The following is a 16329-nucleotide window of genomic DNA, read 5'->3' on the forward strand; positions in this document are numbered from 1 at the left end:
TCCGTCAGAACAGGGCGGCCTGGAGATCCGGTGCCACGGCCCCGTCGACGCGCCGGGCGGGGCGCGGCGGGGGCTCCGCGTACGGGTCCTCCAGCCGCGTGAGCCCGTGCTCCTCGAGCAGCGGTGCGACGCGGGACCGCAGGTGGTTCCGGTACTCCGCCGACACCCGCCCCGTGCTGCCGTAGAGCTGCCGGTACCGGCGCACCAGCGCCGGATGGTGCTCGGCCAGCCAGGACAGGTACCAGCCGCGGTACCGTCCGGTGAGGTTGAGCGCCTGCACCGACGCCGTGGCCGCACCCGCCTCGGCGATCGCCGCGAACAGACCCCGCAGGGACGCCGCATCGTCGGTCAGATAGGGCACCACGGGCGCCACCATGACGTGGCAGTCGAATCCCGCCTCCGCGATCGACCGGATCAGTTCCAACCGTGCCGACGGTTTCGGCGCCCCCGGCTCGAGGGACGCCTGGAGGTCGGTGTCGAGCAGGGCCAGCGACACCGAGAGCTGCACGGGGACAGTGGTGGCCGCGGTCGCGAGCAGCGGCAGGTCGCGGCGCAGCAGGGTGCCCTTGGTGAGGATCGAGATGGGTGAGCCCGCCCCCGCGAGCGCCCCGATCACGCCCGGCATGAGGCGGTAGCGCCCCTCGGCCCGCTGATACGGGTCCGTGTTCGTTCCCAGCGCGACGGGGTCCCCGCGCCACGACGCGCGCCGCAGCTCCTTCTTCAGCACCGAGACCAGGTTCGTCTTCACCACGATCTGGGTGTCGAAGTCTCCCCCGGCGTCGAATTCGAGGTACTCGTGACTGGACCGGGCGAAGCAGTAGGTGCACGCGTGGGTGCAGCCCCGGTAGGGGTTGATCGTCCACGAGAACGGCATCGCCGAGGACTCCGGCAGCCTGTTCAGCGCGCTCTTGCACAGCACCTCGTGGAAGGTGATCCCCTCGAACTCCGGGGTCGTGACCGCTCGGCCGACACCTTCCATGCCCGGCAGCGCCCGGACGCCGGAAGTCGACACCGGCGCACCGTCGTTCAGAAGCTGACCATCCCATCGCACGACACCAGTCGAACACTTTGTTCGACTTCAGTCAAGCGTTCGAACGGCGCGCCTACCAGAGCGGGCGGCTGATCTCGTCCACCTCGTCCTCCGTGAACACCAGCTCCTCGCGGCCGCCCACCTCGCGCGCGATACCCGCCGCCCGGTACAGCGGCCGATCCCGCTTGGGCATCGACGTGGCCTGGGCGCGCGACTGTTCCGACATGACCCGGCCGATGTCGCGCACCTCGGGCAGCGGGTTCTTGTCCAGCGCCTCGGCGAGCCGCCGCATGGCCAGGATCGGCAGTTCCCGGCCGCGGACGCGGCCGCGCTGCGGCGCGCCGTACAGCGCGACCGGGACGCGCACCGTCGTCCTGCCGTGGACGATGCGCAGCGAGACCTGGGCGAGCCGGGCCACCTCGGCCACGAGGTCCACCTCGTCGGCATCCATGAGATTCACACGCTGCGTGCGCAGGGTGCGCCGGGTGACCACGCGGTGGTCGAGGATCACGCTGCGCCGCGCCACCCCGAGGTACCCGCCGACACCGGGGGCCGCGCCGGCCAGCAGGAGGACCGTGCCCCACACGGGACCGGCGACGACGGCGACGGCCACCGCGACCATGATGCTCACGACCAGTCCGGCGAGCAGAGCGCGCCGCACCTTGGGCAGGGTCATGCCCGGCGGGATGAGGTCGATGTCGACGGCGTCCTCCGCGCTCAGCTCCCGCGGATCGCGGGCGCCGGGCTCGGCAGGACTGGACGACAAACCTTTACCCCGCGCTTCCCACGACGGCGCTCCGCGCTCCGTCGTACTCTGCGGCGATCACGTCGGCCACCGTATCGATCGACACCGCCCGCTGCTCGCCCTTCGCCAGATCCTTCACCATGACGACGCCCTGTTCCAGCTCCGATTCACCCAGAATGAGGGCGAACCGGGCGCCGGAACGGTCGGCGCCCTTCATCGCGCCTTTCATCGCGCGATACCCGTAGGCCATGTCCGACGGTACGCCCGCGGCGCGCAGCCGCCCGAGAAGCGGGACCATCGTGTCGCGCGCCGCGTCGCCCAGCGGGACGCCGTAGGCGACGACCCGGGGCGCCGACGGCGCGCGCTTGCCCTCGGCGGCCAGCGCCAGCAGGGTGCGGTCCACGCCCAGCCCGAAGCCGACGCCCGTGACGCCCTCGCGGCCGCCCAGCTGTTCGACGAGGCCGTCGTAGCGGCCGCCGCCGCCGATGCCGGACTGCGCGCCGAGACCGTCGTGGACGAACTCGAAGCAGGTCTTGGTGTAGTAGTCGAGGCCGCGCACCAGCCGCGGGTTCACGACGTACGGCACGCCGAGCGCGTCGAGGTGGGCGAGAACCTTCTCGAAGTGCTCCTTCGGCTCCGGGGTGAGGTTGTCGATCATCAACGGCGCGTCGGCCGTCATGGCGCGCACCTCGGGGCGCTTGTCGTCGAGCACCCGCAGCGGGTTGATCTCCGCACGGCGGCGGGTCTCCTCGTCCAGGTCGAGCCCGAAGAGGAACTGCTGCAGCTTCTCCCGGTACTGCGGGCGGCAGCTCTCGTCGCCCAGGCTGGACACCTCGAGCCTGAAGCCGTCGAGGCCGACACTGCGGTACGCCCGGTCCGCGACGGCGATCACCTCGGCGTCGAGCGCCGGGTCGTCCACGCCGATCGCCTCGATCCCCACCTGCTGCAACTGGCGGTAGCGGCCCTCCTGGGGACGCTCGTAGCGGAAGAACGGCCCGGCGTACGCGGCCTTCACCGGCAGCTGGCCGCGATCGAGTCCGTGCTGCAGCACGGCGCGCACGACCCCCGCCGTGCCCTCGGGGCGCAGCGTGACCGAGCGGTCGCCGCGGTCGGCGAAGGTGTACATCTCCTTGGCCACGACGTCGGTCGACTCGCCGACGCCGCGTGCGAACAGCGCGGTGTCCTCGAAGATCGGCAACTCGACGTAGCCGTACCCGGCCTCGGCGGTCGCGCGCAGCAGCGCGGAGCGCACCGCGAGGAAATCGGCGGAGCTGTTCTTCTCCCCCGACGGGACCGGGATGTAATCCGGGATGCCCTTGGGAGCCTGGAAGCTACCGGCGCTCACAGTCCGTATCGTCCTTTCCGCTCCGCGGGTGTGTCGGTACCCGTGAGCCCCTGCAGGAACGGGTTCGTCGCCCGCTCCCTGCCGATGGTGGTGGCCGGGCCGTGGCCCGGGAGGACGACGGTGTCGTCCGGGAGCGGCAGCAACTTCTCCGCGATCGAATCGAGCAACTGATCGTGGCTGCCGCCGGGCAGATCGGTGCGCCCGATCGAGCCCTGGAACAGCACGTCACCGCCGAGCGCCACGAGCACCGGCTCGGCGTCCACCGGCTCGCCGGCGTCGTCGGCCTGCGCGACCTCGGTCGTGAACACGACCGAGCCCCGCGTGTGCCCGGGGGTGAGCTCCACGCCGAAGGTGATCCCGGCGAGGGTCACGGGTTCACCGTCGGCGAGCTCGACGACCTTCTGCGGTTCCACGAACACCTGGTCGCCGATCATCGCGCCCAGCGCGGCGCCGATGCCCACGGCCGGGTCCGCCAGCATCGGGCGGTCGTCGGGGTGGATGTGCACCGGGATGCCGAACTCGTCGGCGATCGGCTGCGCGGTCCAGGTGTGATCGAGGTGGCCGTGCGTGAGCAGCACCGCGACGGGGTTGAGGCGGTGCTCGGCGAGCAGCGCCTTGAGCGGTTCGACGGCGTCCTGACCGGGGTCGACGACCACGGCGTCGGCCCCGGGGCCGTCGGCGAGGACGTAGCAGTTGGTCTGGAAGACGCCTGCTGGGAATCCGGTGATGAGCATCGGACCATTGTGTCACCAGACCCGGTGACGGCGTCTATCAGGTTTAGCTGGCAGACTTGCGGCGAGTCGTGCCCGCCGGATGTCGGTATTGAGGAGGTCGTCACACCGTGCCGAGCAATGAGGAGCGTCGCCAAGCCGCTCGCGAGAAACTCGCGAAGCAGAACGAGCGGCGGGAGTCCGATGCGCGCAGGCGCAAGATCAAGGCGGGCGCCATCGCCGGCGCCGTCGTGATCGCGCTGGTCGCCGCCGGTTGCTACATCTGGCTGCCCCAGGGGCCGCGCGGGCCGCTGCGCGTCGGCGCGGAGGACCGCTTCAAGGAGACGCACACGACGTGCGACTACGCGGACGCCAACCCGGTGGCGGATGCCCGCAAGAGCATCGACAGCCAGCCGAAGACGATCGCGGACAACCGCAAGCAGATCGAGGACCGCATCGCCGCCCTGCCTCCGGACCAGAAGGAGGCGATGAAGGACCAGATCACGGCGGCCAACGAGCAGTTGGACGAGGCCGAGAAGGCCGCCGCGCTTCTGGCACAGAAGCGTCCCGAGATCGACAAGCTGGAGGCGCTCAACAAGACCGTCGGTAAGCCGGACGGCAAGGACCTGCCGACCACCGGCACGATGTCCGGGACGATCACCACGAACCAGGGCTCGATCGGCTACGAGCTCGACCGGTCCAAGGCGCCCTGCAACGTCGAGACCTTCGAGACGCTGATCCAGGCCAAGTACTTCGACAACACCCCGTGCCACCGCGAGACCGCGAACAAGGGCGACGGCAAGACGTCCAAGGGGCTCTACGTGCTGCAGTGCGGCGATCCCACCGGCACGGGCGTCGGCGGGCCGGGCTGGCAGTCGCCGGACGAGACGCCCACCTTCCTCAAGGGCGACGACGCGCCCACGCAGCCCGGCCAGACCCCGTCGGTGATCTACCCCGCCGGCACGATCGCCGTGGCGAACTCGAACCAGCAGCCGAACCCGCAGTCGGGCCAGCCGGGCCGCTTCAACACCGGCGGTAGCCAGTTCTTCCTCGTCTACCAGGACACCACCCTGCCGGCGAACTTCTCGGTGATCGGGAAGATGGACGACGCCGGCACCAAGGTGGTTCAGGAGATCGCCAAGAAGGGCATCACCTGGGTGCCCAACCCCAACGCCACGAAGCCCAAGCCGGGCCAGCCGGCGGAGGACGGTAAGCCGACGCAGCCGGTGAACATCACGTCGATGACGCTGGCGTAGCTGCTCACCCCACGACGAAGGGCCCCGCTCCGGCGGGGCCCTTCTCGTGTCCGTGGTGTCGCGGTCGGGTGTCGCGGTCGAGTGTCGTCCCGCGCGCTACTGCGCGGAGGTCACGCGGTACACGTCGTAGACGCCCTCCACGTTGCGCACCACGTTGAGCACGTGCCCGAGGTGCTTGGGGTCGCCCATCTCGAAGGTGAAGCGGGACACCGCAACCCGGTCCCGCGAGGTGGTCACCGACGCCGACAGGATGTTCACCTTCTCGTCCGCGAGCACCTTGGTCACATCGGACAGCAACCGGTGCCGGTCGAGCGCCTCCACCTGGATCGCGACGAGGAACACCGACGACGGGGACGGAGCCCACTTCACGTCGAGGAAGCGCTCGGGCTCCTTGCGGAGCTCGGCCACGTTGGTGCAGTCCTCGCGGTGCACGCTGACGCCTCCGCCGCGGGTCACGAAGCCCACGATCTCGTCGCCGGGGACCGGGGTGCAGCACTTGGCGAGCTTCGCGAGCACACCCGGCTGGCCGGTGACCAGCACGCCCACGTCGGTCGACGGGGCCGTCGGGCCGGAGATCGTGGACGGGGTGCTGCGCTCGGCGAGCTCCTCCGTGGCCTCCTCGATGCCGCCGAGCTGTTCGAGCATCCGCTGGACCACGGTGTGGGCGGACACCTGGTGCTCGCCGACGGCGGTGTACAACGCGGAGACGTCGGCGTAGCGCAGCTCCTTGGCGATGCCGGCCATCGACTCCGCGTTGGTGAGCCGCTGCAGCGGCAGCCCCGACCGGCGGACCTCCTTGGCGATGGCGTCGCGGCCGGACTCCAGTGCCTCCTCGCGGCGCTCCTTGGCGAACCACTGCCGGATCTTGGCCTTGGCGCGCGGCGAGACCACGAAGGTCTGCCAATCCCGCGACGGTCCGGCGTTCTCGGCCTTGGAGGTGAAGACCTCCACGACCTCGCCGTTCTCCAGCTTGCGTTCGAGCGCCACGAGCCGGCCGTTGACGCGGGCGCCGATGCAGCGGTGCCCCACCTCGGTGTGGACGGCGTAGGCGAAGTCCACCGGTGTGGAACCGGCCGGGAGGGTGATCACGTCGCCCTTGGGGGTGAAGACGAAGATCTCCTTGACCGCCAGGTCGTAGCGGAGGGACTCGAGGAACTCCCCGGGGTCCGCGGCCTCCCGCTGCCAGTCGAGCAGCTGGCGCATCCACGCCATGTCGTCGACTTCGGCGGAGTCGTTCCCGCCCTTGCCGTTGCGCCCCTTGGTCTCCTTGTACCGCCAGTGCGCGGCGATGCCGAACTCGGCGGTGCGGTGCATGTCGCGGGTGCGGATCTGCACCTCCAGCGGCTTGCCCTCCGGCCCGATGACCGTGGTGTGCAGCGACTGGTAGACGCCGTAGCGGGGCTGCGCGATGTAGTCCTTGAAGCGGCCCGCCATGGGCTGCCACAGCGAGTGCACGACGCCGACGGCGGCGTAGCAGTCGCGCACCTCGTCGCAGAGGATGCGGACGCCGACCAGGTCGTGGATGTCGTCGAAGTCGCGGCCCTTGACGATCATCTTCTGGTAGATCGACCAGTAGTGCTTGGGCCGGCCCTGCACGTCGGCGACGATCCGGGACGCCGTGAGGGCCTCGTTGATCTGGGCGCGCACGCTGGCCAGGTAGGTGTCGCGCGACGGTGCGCGGTCGGCCACCAGGCGCACGATCTCGTCGTACTTCTTGGGGTGGAGGATCGCGAACGCGAGGTCCTCGAGCTCCCACTTCACCGTCGCCATGCCCAGGCGGTGCGCGAGCGGGGCGATCACCTCGAGGGTCTCGCGGGCCTTGCGGGCCTGCTTCTCCGGCGGCAGGAACCGCATGGTGCGCATGTTGTGCAGCCGGTCGGCCACCTTGATCACCAGCACGCGCGGATCGCGGGCCATGGCGATGATCATCTTGCGGATGGTCTCGGCCTCGGCGGCGCTGCCGAGCGCCACCTTGTCCAGCTTGGTGACGCCGTCCACGAGGTGGGCGACCTCGGAGCCGAATTCGGCGGTGAGCTGCTCCAGGCTGTAGCCGGTGTCCTCGACCGTGTCGTGCAACAGCGCCGCCACCAGCGTCGTGGTGTCCATGCCGAGCTCGGCGAGGATCGTCGCGACGGCCAGCGGGTGCGTGATGTAGGGATCGCCCGACTTGCGCATCTGGTCGGCGTGCCGCAGCTCGGCGACGTCGTAGGCGCGCTCGATGAGCGCCACGTCGGCCTTGGGGTACACCTCGCGGTGCAGGGCGACGAGCGGCTCGAGCACCGGCCGCACGTGGTTGCGGGTGCCGGTCATCCGCCGGGCCAGGCGGGCCCGCACGCGCCGCGTGGTGGAGCCGGTCACCTCCCCGGGCGGCGTGGACGGCGAGGGCGGCGCGGCCTGGGCGGTGGGGGTGCGCGCCGAGTCGGGGCCCGGTGACTGCAGCGACATGATGCCTCCCCGTGCTGTCTACGTGGCTGGAGTAGAGATTCAGCCTACCGAGATAGTCGACACCGCGACGGGGCCCCCGGCCAAATCCGCGAGACGCGGGCGTCCGCCCAGGGCCTCGAGCTCGAGTACCACGGACACGCGGTGCACCTCGGCGCCCGCGCTGCGCAGCAGGGCGGCGGCCCCCGAGACGGTGCCGCCGGTGGCCAGCACGTCGTCCACGATCAGTACCCGCCGGCCCGCGAGCGCGATCCCCTCGGCGGGGATCTCCAGGGCCGCGGTGCCGTACTCCAGCGTGTACTCCTCGCGGAGTACGGGCGGCGGCAGCTTCCCCGCCTTGCGCACCGCCAGGGTGCCGACGCCCAGCGCGAGCGCGACCCCGGACCCCAGGAGGAAACCGCGGGCGTCGATCCCCGCGACGAGGTCGACGGCGGGAGCGCCGGCGGCGTCCCGTCCGGCCTCCGCGAGGCCCTCGATGACGGCGGCGAGGCCGGCACCGTCGGCGAACACCGGCGTGAGGTCCGCGAAGACGACGCCTGGCTGCGGGAAGTCGGGGACGTGGCGAGTGTGCGCGGCGACGGCGGCGCGCGCCGCCTCGACCGCGGTGCCCGCGTCAGTCACGCCGGCGCGACCGCTTGGTCTGCGGCCGGGACAGCCGGGGCTGCGTCTCCGCCGCGGCCGGCGCCTCGACGGTGCCCGCCTCCTCGGCGAGGGCGCGGGCGCGGCGCTTGAGCACCTTGGCGGTGTGGTCCCGGTACTGCGGACGGCGCTCCTTGAGCGTCACCAGCAGCGGCGCGGCGAAGAAGACCGACGAGTAGGTACCGACCACGACGCCGACGAGCTGGATCAGGCCCAGGTCCATCAGCGTGCCGACGCCGAGCATCCACGCGGCCACCACCATGAGCGAGATGATCGGCAGCGCCGAGATCACGGTGGTGTTGATCGAGCGCATCAGTGTCTGGTTGATCGCGAGGTTCGCCTGTTCGCCGTACGTGCGGCGCGTGGTGTGCAGGACGCCGCGGACGTTCTCGTCCACCTTGTCGAACACCACCACGGTGTCGTACAGCGAGAAGCCGAGGATCGTGAGCAGGCCGATCACCGTCGCGGGGCTCACCTCGAACCCGGACCAGGCGTAGAAGCCCGCAGTGACGATCACGTCGAAGAAGAGCGACGCGAGCGCGGCGAGCGCCATGTCCCATTCCCGGAACCGGGCCGCGATGTAGACGGTGACGAGCACCAGGAACACCACGAGCGCGAGGAGGCCGCGCTGGGTGATCTGCGCGCCCCAGGTGGAGCTCACCGCGGAGAAGCTGATGCTGTTCGCCGACGGCTGCCCGTCGCGCCCCGGCGGCTGGAACTCCTCGAACAGCGCTGCACGTGCCTTGGTGATCTGCTGATCGTCCAGCTCGGACGTCGCGATCTGGTACGTGGCAGCGCCTCCCGAGCCGGCGGTCTGCACCGCCGACGGCTCGACGCCCGTCGCCGTGCGCACGGTGTCGCGGGCCTTCGCGGTGTCCGCCTGCGCTGCGCCGACCGGGAACGACACCTGGGTGCCGCCCTCGAAGTCGATGCTGAACTTGAACCCGGGGATGAGGATGCCCAGGATCGCGATGACGATGATGACGCCGGTCGCGATGTAGTACTTGTTCCGCTGCCCGACGATGTCGAACGCGCCGGTGCCGGTGTAGAGCTTGGTGAAGAAGCCGGCCTTCTTCTCGTTCTCGGTGACCGTGTCGGTCATGCTCACGCCTCCCCGGTGGTAGCGGTGGCCCGGCGGCGCTCGCGGCCGATCGCGGCCACGGCGCCGAGGCCGTTCATCGACGGCTTGGCGAAGAACTGCGTCCGGGACGCGAGATCCACCAGCGGGTGGGTGACCATGAACACGATCACCACGTCGAGGATCGTCGACAGGCCCAGGGTGAAGGCGAAGCCCTTCACGTCGCCCACGGCCAGGAAGTAGAGCACGCCGGCCGAGAGCAGCGAGACCGCGTTACCGGTCCAGATGGTGCGGCGGGCGCTGGCCCAGCCGCGGGGCACGGCGGACCGGAAACTTCGGCCCTCGCGTATCTCGTCCTTGATGCGCTCGAAGTACACGACGAAGGAGTCCGCCGTCATCCCGATGCCGATGATGATGCCCGCGATGCCGGACAGGTCCAGCGAGTAGCCGATCCACCGGCCGAGCAGCACCAGCAGCCCCACCAGCAGCAGGACCGACAGGCCCAGCGACAGGGCGACGAGCACGCCGAGGGCGCGGTAGTACGCGAGGGCGTAGAGCAGTACCAGGGCCAGGCCGATCGCGCCGGCGATGAGGCCCGCCTTGAGCGATTCGAAGCCGAGCGTCGCACTGACGGTCTGCGCGGTGCCGGGCTTGAAGGACAGCGGCAGCGAGCCGTACTTGAGCACGCTGGCGAGCTCGCCCGCCGAGTTCGAATCGAAGCTGCCCGAGATCTGCGTCTGCCCGCCGGTGATCGGCTCGTTGATGTTCGGCGCGGTGATCACGCGGGAGTCGAGCACGAACGCGGCCTGCTTGCCGCGGTTGTTCGTGGTGAAGTCGGCCCACGTCTTGGAGGCCTCGCCGGTGAACTCCAGGGTCACCACGTACTGCGCCTGGTTCTGCGGGATACCCGAGGACGCGTTCTTGATCGACTGGCCGTCGATGATCGCGGGGCCCAGTGTGTAGACCATGCGCTGGCCCTGCGCCGCGGTGCTGGAGTCCGGCCGGTCGCAGGTAACCAGCGGGCGGTCGGCGTCGTCGTTGCCGGCGATCGGGTCCGACGGGGCGTTGCAGTTCAGGCTCTCCGCCGCCTTCTTCTGCACGGCGGGGTCGGTCGACTGCCGGGTGGCCTTCGCCTCGTCGATCGCCTTCTTCGCGGCCTCGGGGTCCGTCATGTCCGGCGCCGGCGTGTTGACCTGCGGCGCGGGGATCGCGCCCAGTACCGGGCGAACCTTGAGCTGGGCCGTCTGGCCGAGGGTGCGGGCCTGATCGCCGTCCGTGCCCGGCACGGTGATGATCAGGTTGCTGCCGTTGATCTGCACCTCGGAGCCGGAGACGCCGAGGCCGTTGACGCGCTCGTTGATGATGTCGCGCGCCTGCTCCATCTTCTCCTTGTCCGGCTCCTTACCGTCGGGCGTGACGGCCTGCAGGGTGACGGAGGTCCCGCCCTGCAGGTCGATGCCCAGTTTCGGTTCGGGCTTCCTGTCGCCGGTGAAGAACACCAGGCCGGCGACGACGGCCAAGAGCACGCCGAAGGCGATGAGCATCCGCGACGCGGGCACGTCGATGCTCTGAGAGTTCCTTGCCACTGGTACTAACGACTCCTCGGCGTGGGGGCACGTCCGGCCGGTGCGGCCGGACCCTTACTCAAGAACGGGCGGTCAGCGGTCCTCGGGACGCTTGTCGGCGTCGCCCTCGGCGGCCGCCGCGTCGGTCTCGTCGTCGATCGACTCGATCGACGGGGCACCGAGCTCCTCCGGGGTGAGCTCCTTGGCGATTGCGCGGCGGACCCACGTGGTGGTGACGCCCGGGGCGATCTCCAGGTCGAGGGTGTCCTCGCCCGCGCCGACGACGGTGGCGTAGAGGCCGGTGCTGGTCATGACCTTGGTGCCCACGGCGAGGCCGGCCTGCATCTGCGCGGTCTCGTTCATCTGCTTCTTCTGCTTACGGAAGCTGAAGAAGAGGAAGGCCAGCATCATGACCAGCATCGCGGGCAGCAAGAGTTCCATCGTGTGTCTCCTCACGGGGTGGGGCCGCGGACGCTCCGCAGCGGCAGCCGCCCGGGTCGCGAGCAGCACTCGATGTTCCAGTGTTCCATATCTCGCGCCGATCAGGCCGGACGGTGCACCACGAGCGGCAGGACCACGGCCGCGCCGGCCTCGCGCAAGCGCGCCGCCGCGACCGTCACCGCCCACCCCGTGGATGTGGAGTCCACGACGAGGAGCACGGAACGGCCGCGGACGGCGTCCGCCGACGCGTCGTCGACCGCGACGACGTCCAGCCAGTGCGCGGCCTCCTGCGCACCCGACGCGTCCCGGCCCGGCGCCGGGCCCCGCGGAACCGGCAGCGCGACGCGGCCGAGCCTGCCCACCTCTGCGATCCGGTCGGCGACCGGCTCCACGGGCAGGGGCCTGTCGGTGAGCTGGAGCGAGGCCACGACCTCGGGCCGGGCCCGCCAGGTGTCCCGCCACCGCGACAGGGTGGCGACGGCCGCGTCCCCGAGGTCGGCGAGGGCCGCCGCGTCGCCCGTGCGCGCCGCGTCGAGGGTCCCGGCCCACTCGGGGGCGTCGGCGAACACGAGCACCCGGCCGGGCTCGGCGGCGAGATCCGGCTGGATGCGCCCCTTGCGGCCGGCGACGCCGCCGGGCCACATCTTCCGCGGGTCGAGGACCTGGCTCTGCGCGCGCAGCACCCCTGCCACGGTGCGCGCCGTATCCGGCGACACGGGGTCCCCCAGTCCGTCCGGGACGTGTCCGAGACACACGGAGCACTTGCCGCAGGGCGCCGCCTCCGGATCGTCGAGCGATTCGGTGAGCAATTGCATGAGGCAGCGTTCGCCGCGGGTGTAGGCGCGCATGATGTCGGCCTCGCGGCGCCGGGTGGCGATGATCCCGTCGTAGTGGGCGCCGTCGTAGTGCCACGACTCCCCCGTCGCCCGGTAGCCGCCCTCCACCCGCTCGACGGCGCCGTCCACGGCGAGTTGTTTGAGCATCAGGTCGATCCGGGTACGACGGATCCCGGTGCTCGCCTCCAGTGCGATGGCCGAGAGTCCGGCGCCGGTCTCGTCCTCCGCGAGCGCCGTGAGCACACGCTCCATCTGTTGCGGATCCGGGATGGTCGCCGTGGCGAAGTAGTCCCAGACGCCGGCGTCGGACTCCGACGGCAGCAGCGCGACGACGGCGTGGTCGATGGCGCGCCCGGCACGGCCGACCTGCTGGTAGTAGGAGACGGGCGACGGCGGCGATCCGACGTGCACCACGAAGCCCAGGTCCGGTTTGTCGAAGCCCATCCCGAGCGCCGAGGTGGCGACGAGTGCCTTGATCTCGTTGGCGCGCAACGCGTCCTCCAGTCGCTCCCGGGCGGACGCGTCGAGCTTGCCGGTGTAGGCGGCCACCGGGTAATCGGCGCCGTGCACCGCGCGGATTCCGTCCACCAGCCGCTCGGCGTCGGCCACCGTCAGGGCGTAGACGATGCCGGAGCCCGGCAGGTCCGGGAGGTGCCGGGCGACCCACGCGTACCGGGTCAGTGGCGCGAGCGCGGGGAGGACGTTGAGCTGCAGGGACCGGCGCGCCAGCGGTCCCCGGAGCACGAGGGTGGCGCTGCCGAGCTGGGCGGCCACGTCCTCGGTGACGCGGGCGTTGGCGGTGGCCGTGGTGGCGAGCACGGGCGTCTGCGGATGCAACCGGGTGAGCACGTCCGACACGCGGCGGTAGTCGGGGCGGAAGTCGTGGCCCCAGTCGGAGACCGCGTGCGCCTCGTCGATCACGAGCAGGCCGAGGGAGCCCTCGAGCGCGGAGAGCACGCGCCGCCCGAAGGACGGGTTCGCCAGCCGCTCCGGCGACACGAGCAGCACGTCCACCTCCCCCGCGGCCAGCCGCTGTTCGATGGCGCCCCACTCCTCGAAGTTCGACGAGTTGAGCGTCGCGGCGCGCAGGCCGGCCCGCTCGGCGGCACCGACCTGGTCCCGCATGAGCGACAGCAGCGGGGAGACGATCAGCGCCGGCCCGGCCCCCTCCGCGCGGCGGAGCGCCGTGGCGACCCAGTACACCGCGGATTTGCCCCACCCGGTGGCCTGGACGACGAGCACCCGGGCGGCGGGTTCGAGGAGCGCCGCGACCGCGGTCTCCTGGTCCTCCCGGAGCGCCGCCCCGGGCCCCGCGAGGGCCTCGATGACGTGCCGGGCCCGTTCCGTCCGATCCGCGTTCAGCGTGTGCGTCATCGCCGTCCCCCTCGCCTGCCGTGCCGGTCTCCGGTGTTCGCGGACAGGCTATTGCCTTCCACTGACATCCTGGTGTTCGCGCAGGTAGTCCGCGAGGACCGAGGCGTGCTGGCACGCGGGGTCGCGGGCCGCGTAGAGGAGGGTGACCACCCCCTTCTGCGCGACGATCCGCTCGAGCTCCTCCGCCGCCGGATTGTGCGTGAGCTCCTCCGTGTACCGGTCGCGGAACTCGTCGAACTTCGCCGGATCGTGGCCGAACCATTCGCGGAGCCCGGGACTGGGCGCGACCTGCTTGTCCCAGAGGTCGAGGTGGGCGCGCTCCTTCGAGACCCCGCGCGGCCACAGCCGGTCCACCAGCACGCGGTAGCCGTCCTCGGCGGCGGCCTCCTCGTAGATCCGCTTCGTGTATATCGTCACGACGCCTCCTCGGCTCGGCACTCCCCCTCAACCGTACGACCGCGACCCGGAATCATCTACTACCGCCAGTAGTATTTCGGGGTTAGAATCACGCCATGAACGCCGTCGCCGCCGCATTCGCCTTCACCTGGCTCGGGATGATCCTCGCGATCTCGTTCCTCGAGGCGCCGGTGAAGTTCCGCGCTCCGGGCGTCACGATCCCGCTCGGTGTGGGCATCGGGCGGCTGGTGTTCCGGGCCCTCAACGCCTGCGAGGCGCTGCTCGCGGCCGGGATCGCGGTCGCCCTCGCGGTGGGCGCCCGCGACACCGCGGCCGTGGTGCTGTTCGCGCTCGCGGCCGCCGATCTCCTCGGGTGCATCGCACTGCGGCGGATCATGGACCGCCGCGTGCTCGGCGGCGAAGTCAGCGAAGAGATGCCGCGGAACAACCTGCACTTCGGTTACATCGGCCTCGAGGTGATCAAGGTCGCCCTCCTCATCGCATTGGGCGTCGTCACGGTGAGGTGATCCCCTCGCGTTCCCGCCGCGCGAGCTCCGCCACCGCCTGATCGACGAGGTCCCACTCCCCGTATCCCGCAGCGGGATTCAGGTGACCGGCGTCCCCGAGATCCAGCAGCCTGCTGCCCCAGCGTTCCGCAAGGCCGGCTGTGGTGCGGTAGCGGGCGAGCGGATCGCTGCGGCTCGCGGCGACGATCGACGGGAACGGCAGCGCGCGCCGGGGGATCGGCTCCCACCCGGCCGCCGCCAGTTCCGCCGGACGCGGATGCGGCGCGGGCCAGTTCACCCCGAAGTCGGGCGGCGTCGCGAGCAGGGCGCCGGTCACGCGGGCGAGCGCGGGGTCACCGTCGGCCAGGACACCCGCCCAGTGCGCGACGACCAGCGCTCCGGCGCTGTGCGCCACCAGGACCACCGGGCCGTCGACGGACGACACCGTCCGTCCGAGCAGCCGTACCCGTTCCGCGATGTCGTGCCACCTCCCCTCGTCCGGGAAGGGCACCGTCGCAGCGCGTTCCGTCCGAGCTGCGTACAGCTCCTGCCAGTGCGACGGTGCCGGCCCGCGCAGGCCCGGCACGATCACCGGGACCGGCGCGATCATCGCGCCCCCTCAGTCAGTGCCCGCAGGCGGGCCAGGCCGTGGGGGTGCAGCCGTTTGCCGAGGACCATGAATAGCACCGCGGGGACGTACACGAGGGGCGCGAGGCCGAGGGCCCCGACGAGGCCGAGACCGTCGGCGAGCGCACCGATGAGGATGGGCGCCAGCGCGAGGCCGAGCAGGTTGTTCGCCAACGTGAGCGTCCCCATCGCGGAGGCCTGGACGGTGCGGTGCGTGAGCGAGGCGACCATCGCCGCGGCGGTGCCCGAACTACCCGCCGCGAAGAAGGCGCCCACACCCATGAGCACCAGCTGCGCGGTGCCGGTGGGGAGCCGGAACGCCACCATCAGGGCGACGAACGCGACGACGCAGTACACGATGCCCGCCGTCCACTTCCGGGTGCCGTCGCCGATGCTGCACCGATCGGCGGCGAAGCCGCACACGATCATTCCCGATCCCACCAGGAGCACGAACAGCGCGGCCGAACCGCCGGCCCGGTCCACCGGCAGGTGGTAGGCCTCCTTGAAGTACGTCGGGAGCCAGGTGAGCATCACCGCGGCCATGAACATCTGCAGTCCGCTCCCCAGGTACGCGCACAGCACCGGCGGATTGGTGAAGAGGCTCGACAACGGGGCGCGGGCGGCGCGCCGGGGTTCGGCCCGCTCCCACGACGGCGCCGCGCCCGGTCCGTCCACCTGGTTGCGGGCGACGCGCGCCTCGGTGACGACGAGCTTGAACACCGCGACCAGCAGCAGGCCGAGCACGGCCATCGCGCCGAGCGACCACCGCCAGCCGAAGTGGACCGCGATGAGGCCACCGAGCCCGGTGCCGACCATGGTCCCGAACGATCCGCCCGCCATGAAGGACGCGGAGAGGGCGGCGTGCACCCGCGGCGCGAACAGGCTGAGCACCAGGGCTATCCCCACGCTGCCGTAAGCGGCCTCCCCCACCCCCACCACGAACCGCGCCGCGAGCAGTTGCTCGTAGTTCTGCGCGAACGCGCAGGCCAGGGTGGCGACAGACCACAGCACCGCCATGAGCACGAGGCTGCGCACCCTGCCCCACCGGTCGGCCAGGATCGAGACCGGCAGCGTGAGGACGCCCACCATGAGGGCCACCACAGAGATCAGGGATCCCTGTTGAGCCTTGTCGAGGTGCAGTTCCTGGCCGAGCGGCACGAAGACGGCGGCCAGCACCTGTCGGGACATGTAGTCGGACAACAGGAGCGCGAAGGCGAGCGCGAACACCAGCCACGCGTACAACTTCCTGCGCGGCCGGGCTGAGGCCGCGGGCGCCGCCTCGCCCGCGTCTTCCGCGTCCCCCTGCCGGGTCGTCATGAGAGCCATCGTCGTCCGCCCG

15 protein-coding genes are annotated in these 16329 nt (G+C 71.2%); 2 read left to right on the forward strand and 13 right to left on the reverse strand.

Annotation, left to right across the window (positions count from 1 at the left end):
- Nucleotides 1-4: 4 nt before the first annotated feature.
- Genes BN39_RS14490 through BN39_RS14505 form a run of 4 tightly spaced genes read right to left on the reverse strand, consistent with a single transcriptional unit; the run spans nt 5 to nt 3854 of the window.
- A complete protein-coding gene (locus tag BN39_RS14490; RefSeq protein ID WP_040768024.1) occupies nt 5-1051 on the reverse strand; it encodes an Rv2578c family radical SAM protein in 1047 nt (348 codons plus the stop codon).
- Between the two features lie 52 nt (nt 1052-1103).
- Complete coding sequence (locus BN39_RS14495) at nt 1104-1796, reverse strand: hypothetical protein (protein WP_019203147.1); 693 nt, start codon at nt 1794-1796, stop codon at nt 1104-1106.
- Nucleotides 1797-1800: 4 nt separating this feature from the next.
- Complete coding sequence (gene hisS / locus BN39_RS14500; protein WP_019203148.1) at nt 1801-3120, reverse strand: histidine--tRNA ligase; 1320 nt, start codon at nt 3118-3120, stop codon at nt 1801-1803.
- Entirely contained in the window at nt 3117-3854 is a 738-nt protein-coding gene (locus tag BN39_RS14505) for an MBL fold metallo-hydrolase (protein WP_019203149.1), read from the reverse strand. Before BN39_RS14505 ends, hisS begins: the two co-directional genes overlap by 4 nt.
- A 107-nt stretch (nt 3855-3961) precedes the next feature.
- Here BN39_RS14505 and BN39_RS14510 point away from each other — a divergent pair, with 107 nt between their 5' ends.
- Nucleotides 3962-5086 carry a peptidylprolyl isomerase gene (locus BN39_RS14510; RefSeq protein WP_019203150.1) on the forward strand — a complete coding sequence of 375 codons (1125 nt, stop codon included), beginning with the start codon at nt 3962-3964 and terminating at the stop codon, nt 5084-5086.
- Nucleotides 5087-5182: 96 nt separating this feature from the next.
- Here BN39_RS14510 and BN39_RS14515 read toward each other — a convergent pair whose 3' ends face one another.
- The 7 genes from BN39_RS14515 to BN39_RS14545 form a co-directional block, all read right to left on the reverse strand.
- Nucleotides 5183-7531, reverse strand: coding sequence for a bifunctional (p)ppGpp synthetase/guanosine-3',5'-bis(diphosphate) 3'-pyrophosphohydrolase (locus BN39_RS14515; protein WP_019203151.1), 2349 nt, complete (start codon nt 7529-7531; stop codon nt 5183-5185).
- A gap of 39 nt (nt 7532-7570) precedes the next feature.
- Nucleotides 7571-8149, reverse strand: a complete 579-nt coding sequence (locus tag BN39_RS14520) for an adenine phosphoribosyltransferase (RefSeq protein WP_019203152.1) — start codon at nt 8147-8149, stop codon at nt 7571-7573.
- A complete protein-coding gene (gene secF / locus BN39_RS14525) occupies nt 8142-9269 on the reverse strand; it encodes a protein translocase subunit SecF (RefSeq protein WP_019203153.1) in 1128 nt (375 codons plus the stop codon). The genes BN39_RS14520 and secF overlap by 8 nt, the downstream gene beginning before the upstream one ends.
- 2 nt (nt 9270-9271) lie before the next feature.
- Nucleotides 9272-10789: a protein translocase subunit SecD gene (gene secD, locus BN39_RS14530; RefSeq protein WP_019203154.1), complete on the reverse strand. Its 1518-nt coding sequence runs from the start codon at nt 10787-10789 to the stop codon at nt 9272-9274.
- Nucleotides 10790-10903: 114 nt separating this feature from the next.
- The gene (gene yajC / locus BN39_RS14535; protein ID WP_019203155.1) at nt 10904-11251 is read right to left on the reverse strand and encodes a preprotein translocase subunit YajC; all 348 of its coding nucleotides are present in this window, start codon (nt 11249-11251) and stop codon (nt 10904-10906) included.
- A gap of 101 nt (nt 11252-11352) precedes the next feature.
- Nucleotides 11353-13461 carry a DEAD/DEAH box helicase gene (locus tag BN39_RS14540; protein WP_019203156.1) on the reverse strand — a complete coding sequence of 703 codons (2109 nt, stop codon included), beginning with the start codon at nt 13459-13461 and terminating at the stop codon, nt 11353-11355.
- Between the two features lie 48 nt (nt 13462-13509).
- Nucleotides 13510-13878 carry a DUF488 domain-containing protein gene (locus BN39_RS14545; RefSeq protein WP_019203157.1) on the reverse strand — a complete coding sequence of 123 codons (369 nt, stop codon included), beginning with the start codon at nt 13876-13878 and terminating at the stop codon, nt 13510-13512.
- Between the two features lie 95 nt (nt 13879-13973).
- Between BN39_RS14545 and BN39_RS14550 the strand changes: the two genes are divergently transcribed.
- Complete coding sequence (locus BN39_RS14550; RefSeq protein WP_019203158.1) at nt 13974-14384, forward strand: hypothetical protein; 411 nt, start codon at nt 13974-13976, stop codon at nt 14382-14384.
- On the opposite strand, the gene BN39_RS14555 is transcribed toward BN39_RS14550, so the two are convergent.
- Both BN39_RS14555 and BN39_RS14560 read right to left on the reverse strand, forming a co-directional pair.
- Nucleotides 14371-14973, reverse strand: coding sequence for an alpha/beta hydrolase (locus BN39_RS14555; protein ID WP_019203159.1), 603 nt, complete (start codon nt 14971-14973; stop codon nt 14371-14373). The two genes, BN39_RS14550 and BN39_RS14555, sit on opposite strands and share 14 nt — an antisense overlap.
- Nucleotides 14970-16316, reverse strand: a complete 1347-nt coding sequence (locus BN39_RS14560; protein ID WP_371190635.1) for an MFS transporter — start codon at nt 16314-16316, stop codon at nt 14970-14972. Before BN39_RS14560 ends, BN39_RS14555 begins: the two co-directional genes overlap by 4 nt.
- Nucleotides 16317-16329 lie beyond the last annotated feature (13 nt).

The sequence above is a fragment of the Tsukamurella sp. 1534 genome, from assembly GCF_000312385.1.
Taxonomy (GTDB): Bacteria; Actinomycetota; Actinomycetes; order Mycobacteriales; family Mycobacteriaceae; genus Tsukamurella.

Bases quoted from the DNA above. Each gene is read 5' to 3' on its own strand.
- BN39_RS14550 (WP_019203158.1), top strand. From the start codon at position 13,974: ATGAACGCCGTCGCCGCCGCATTCGCCTTCACCTGGCTCGGGATGATC.
- BN39_RS14515 (WP_019203151.1), bottom strand. From the start codon at position 7,531: ATGTCGCTGCAGTCACCGGGCCCCGACTCGGCGCGCACCCCCACCGCC.
- BN39_RS14560 (WP_371190635.1), bottom strand. From the start codon at position 16,316: ATGGCTCTCATGACGACCCGGCAGGGGGACGCGGAAGACGCGGGCGAG.
- BN39_RS14555 (WP_019203159.1), bottom strand. From the start codon at position 14,973: ATGATCGCGCCGGTCCCGGTGATCGTGCCGGGCCTGCGCGGGCCGGCA.
- secF (WP_019203153.1), bottom strand. From the start codon at position 9,269: ATGACCGACACGGTCACCGAGAACGAGAAGAAGGCCGGCTTCTTCACC.
- BN39_RS14505 (WP_019203149.1), bottom strand. From the start codon at position 3,854: ATGCTCATCACCGGATTCCCAGCAGGCGTCTTCCAGACCAACTGCTAC.
- secD (WP_019203154.1), bottom strand. From the start codon at position 10,789: ATGCTCATCGCCTTCGGCGTGCTCTTGGCCGTCGTCGCCGGCCTGGTG.
- yajC (WP_019203155.1), bottom strand. From the start codon at position 11,251: ATGGAACTCTTGCTGCCCGCGATGCTGGTCATGATGCTGGCCTTCCTC.
- BN39_RS14540 (WP_019203156.1), bottom strand. From the start codon at position 13,461: ATGACGCACACGCTGAACGCGGATCGGACGGAACGGGCCCGGCACGTC.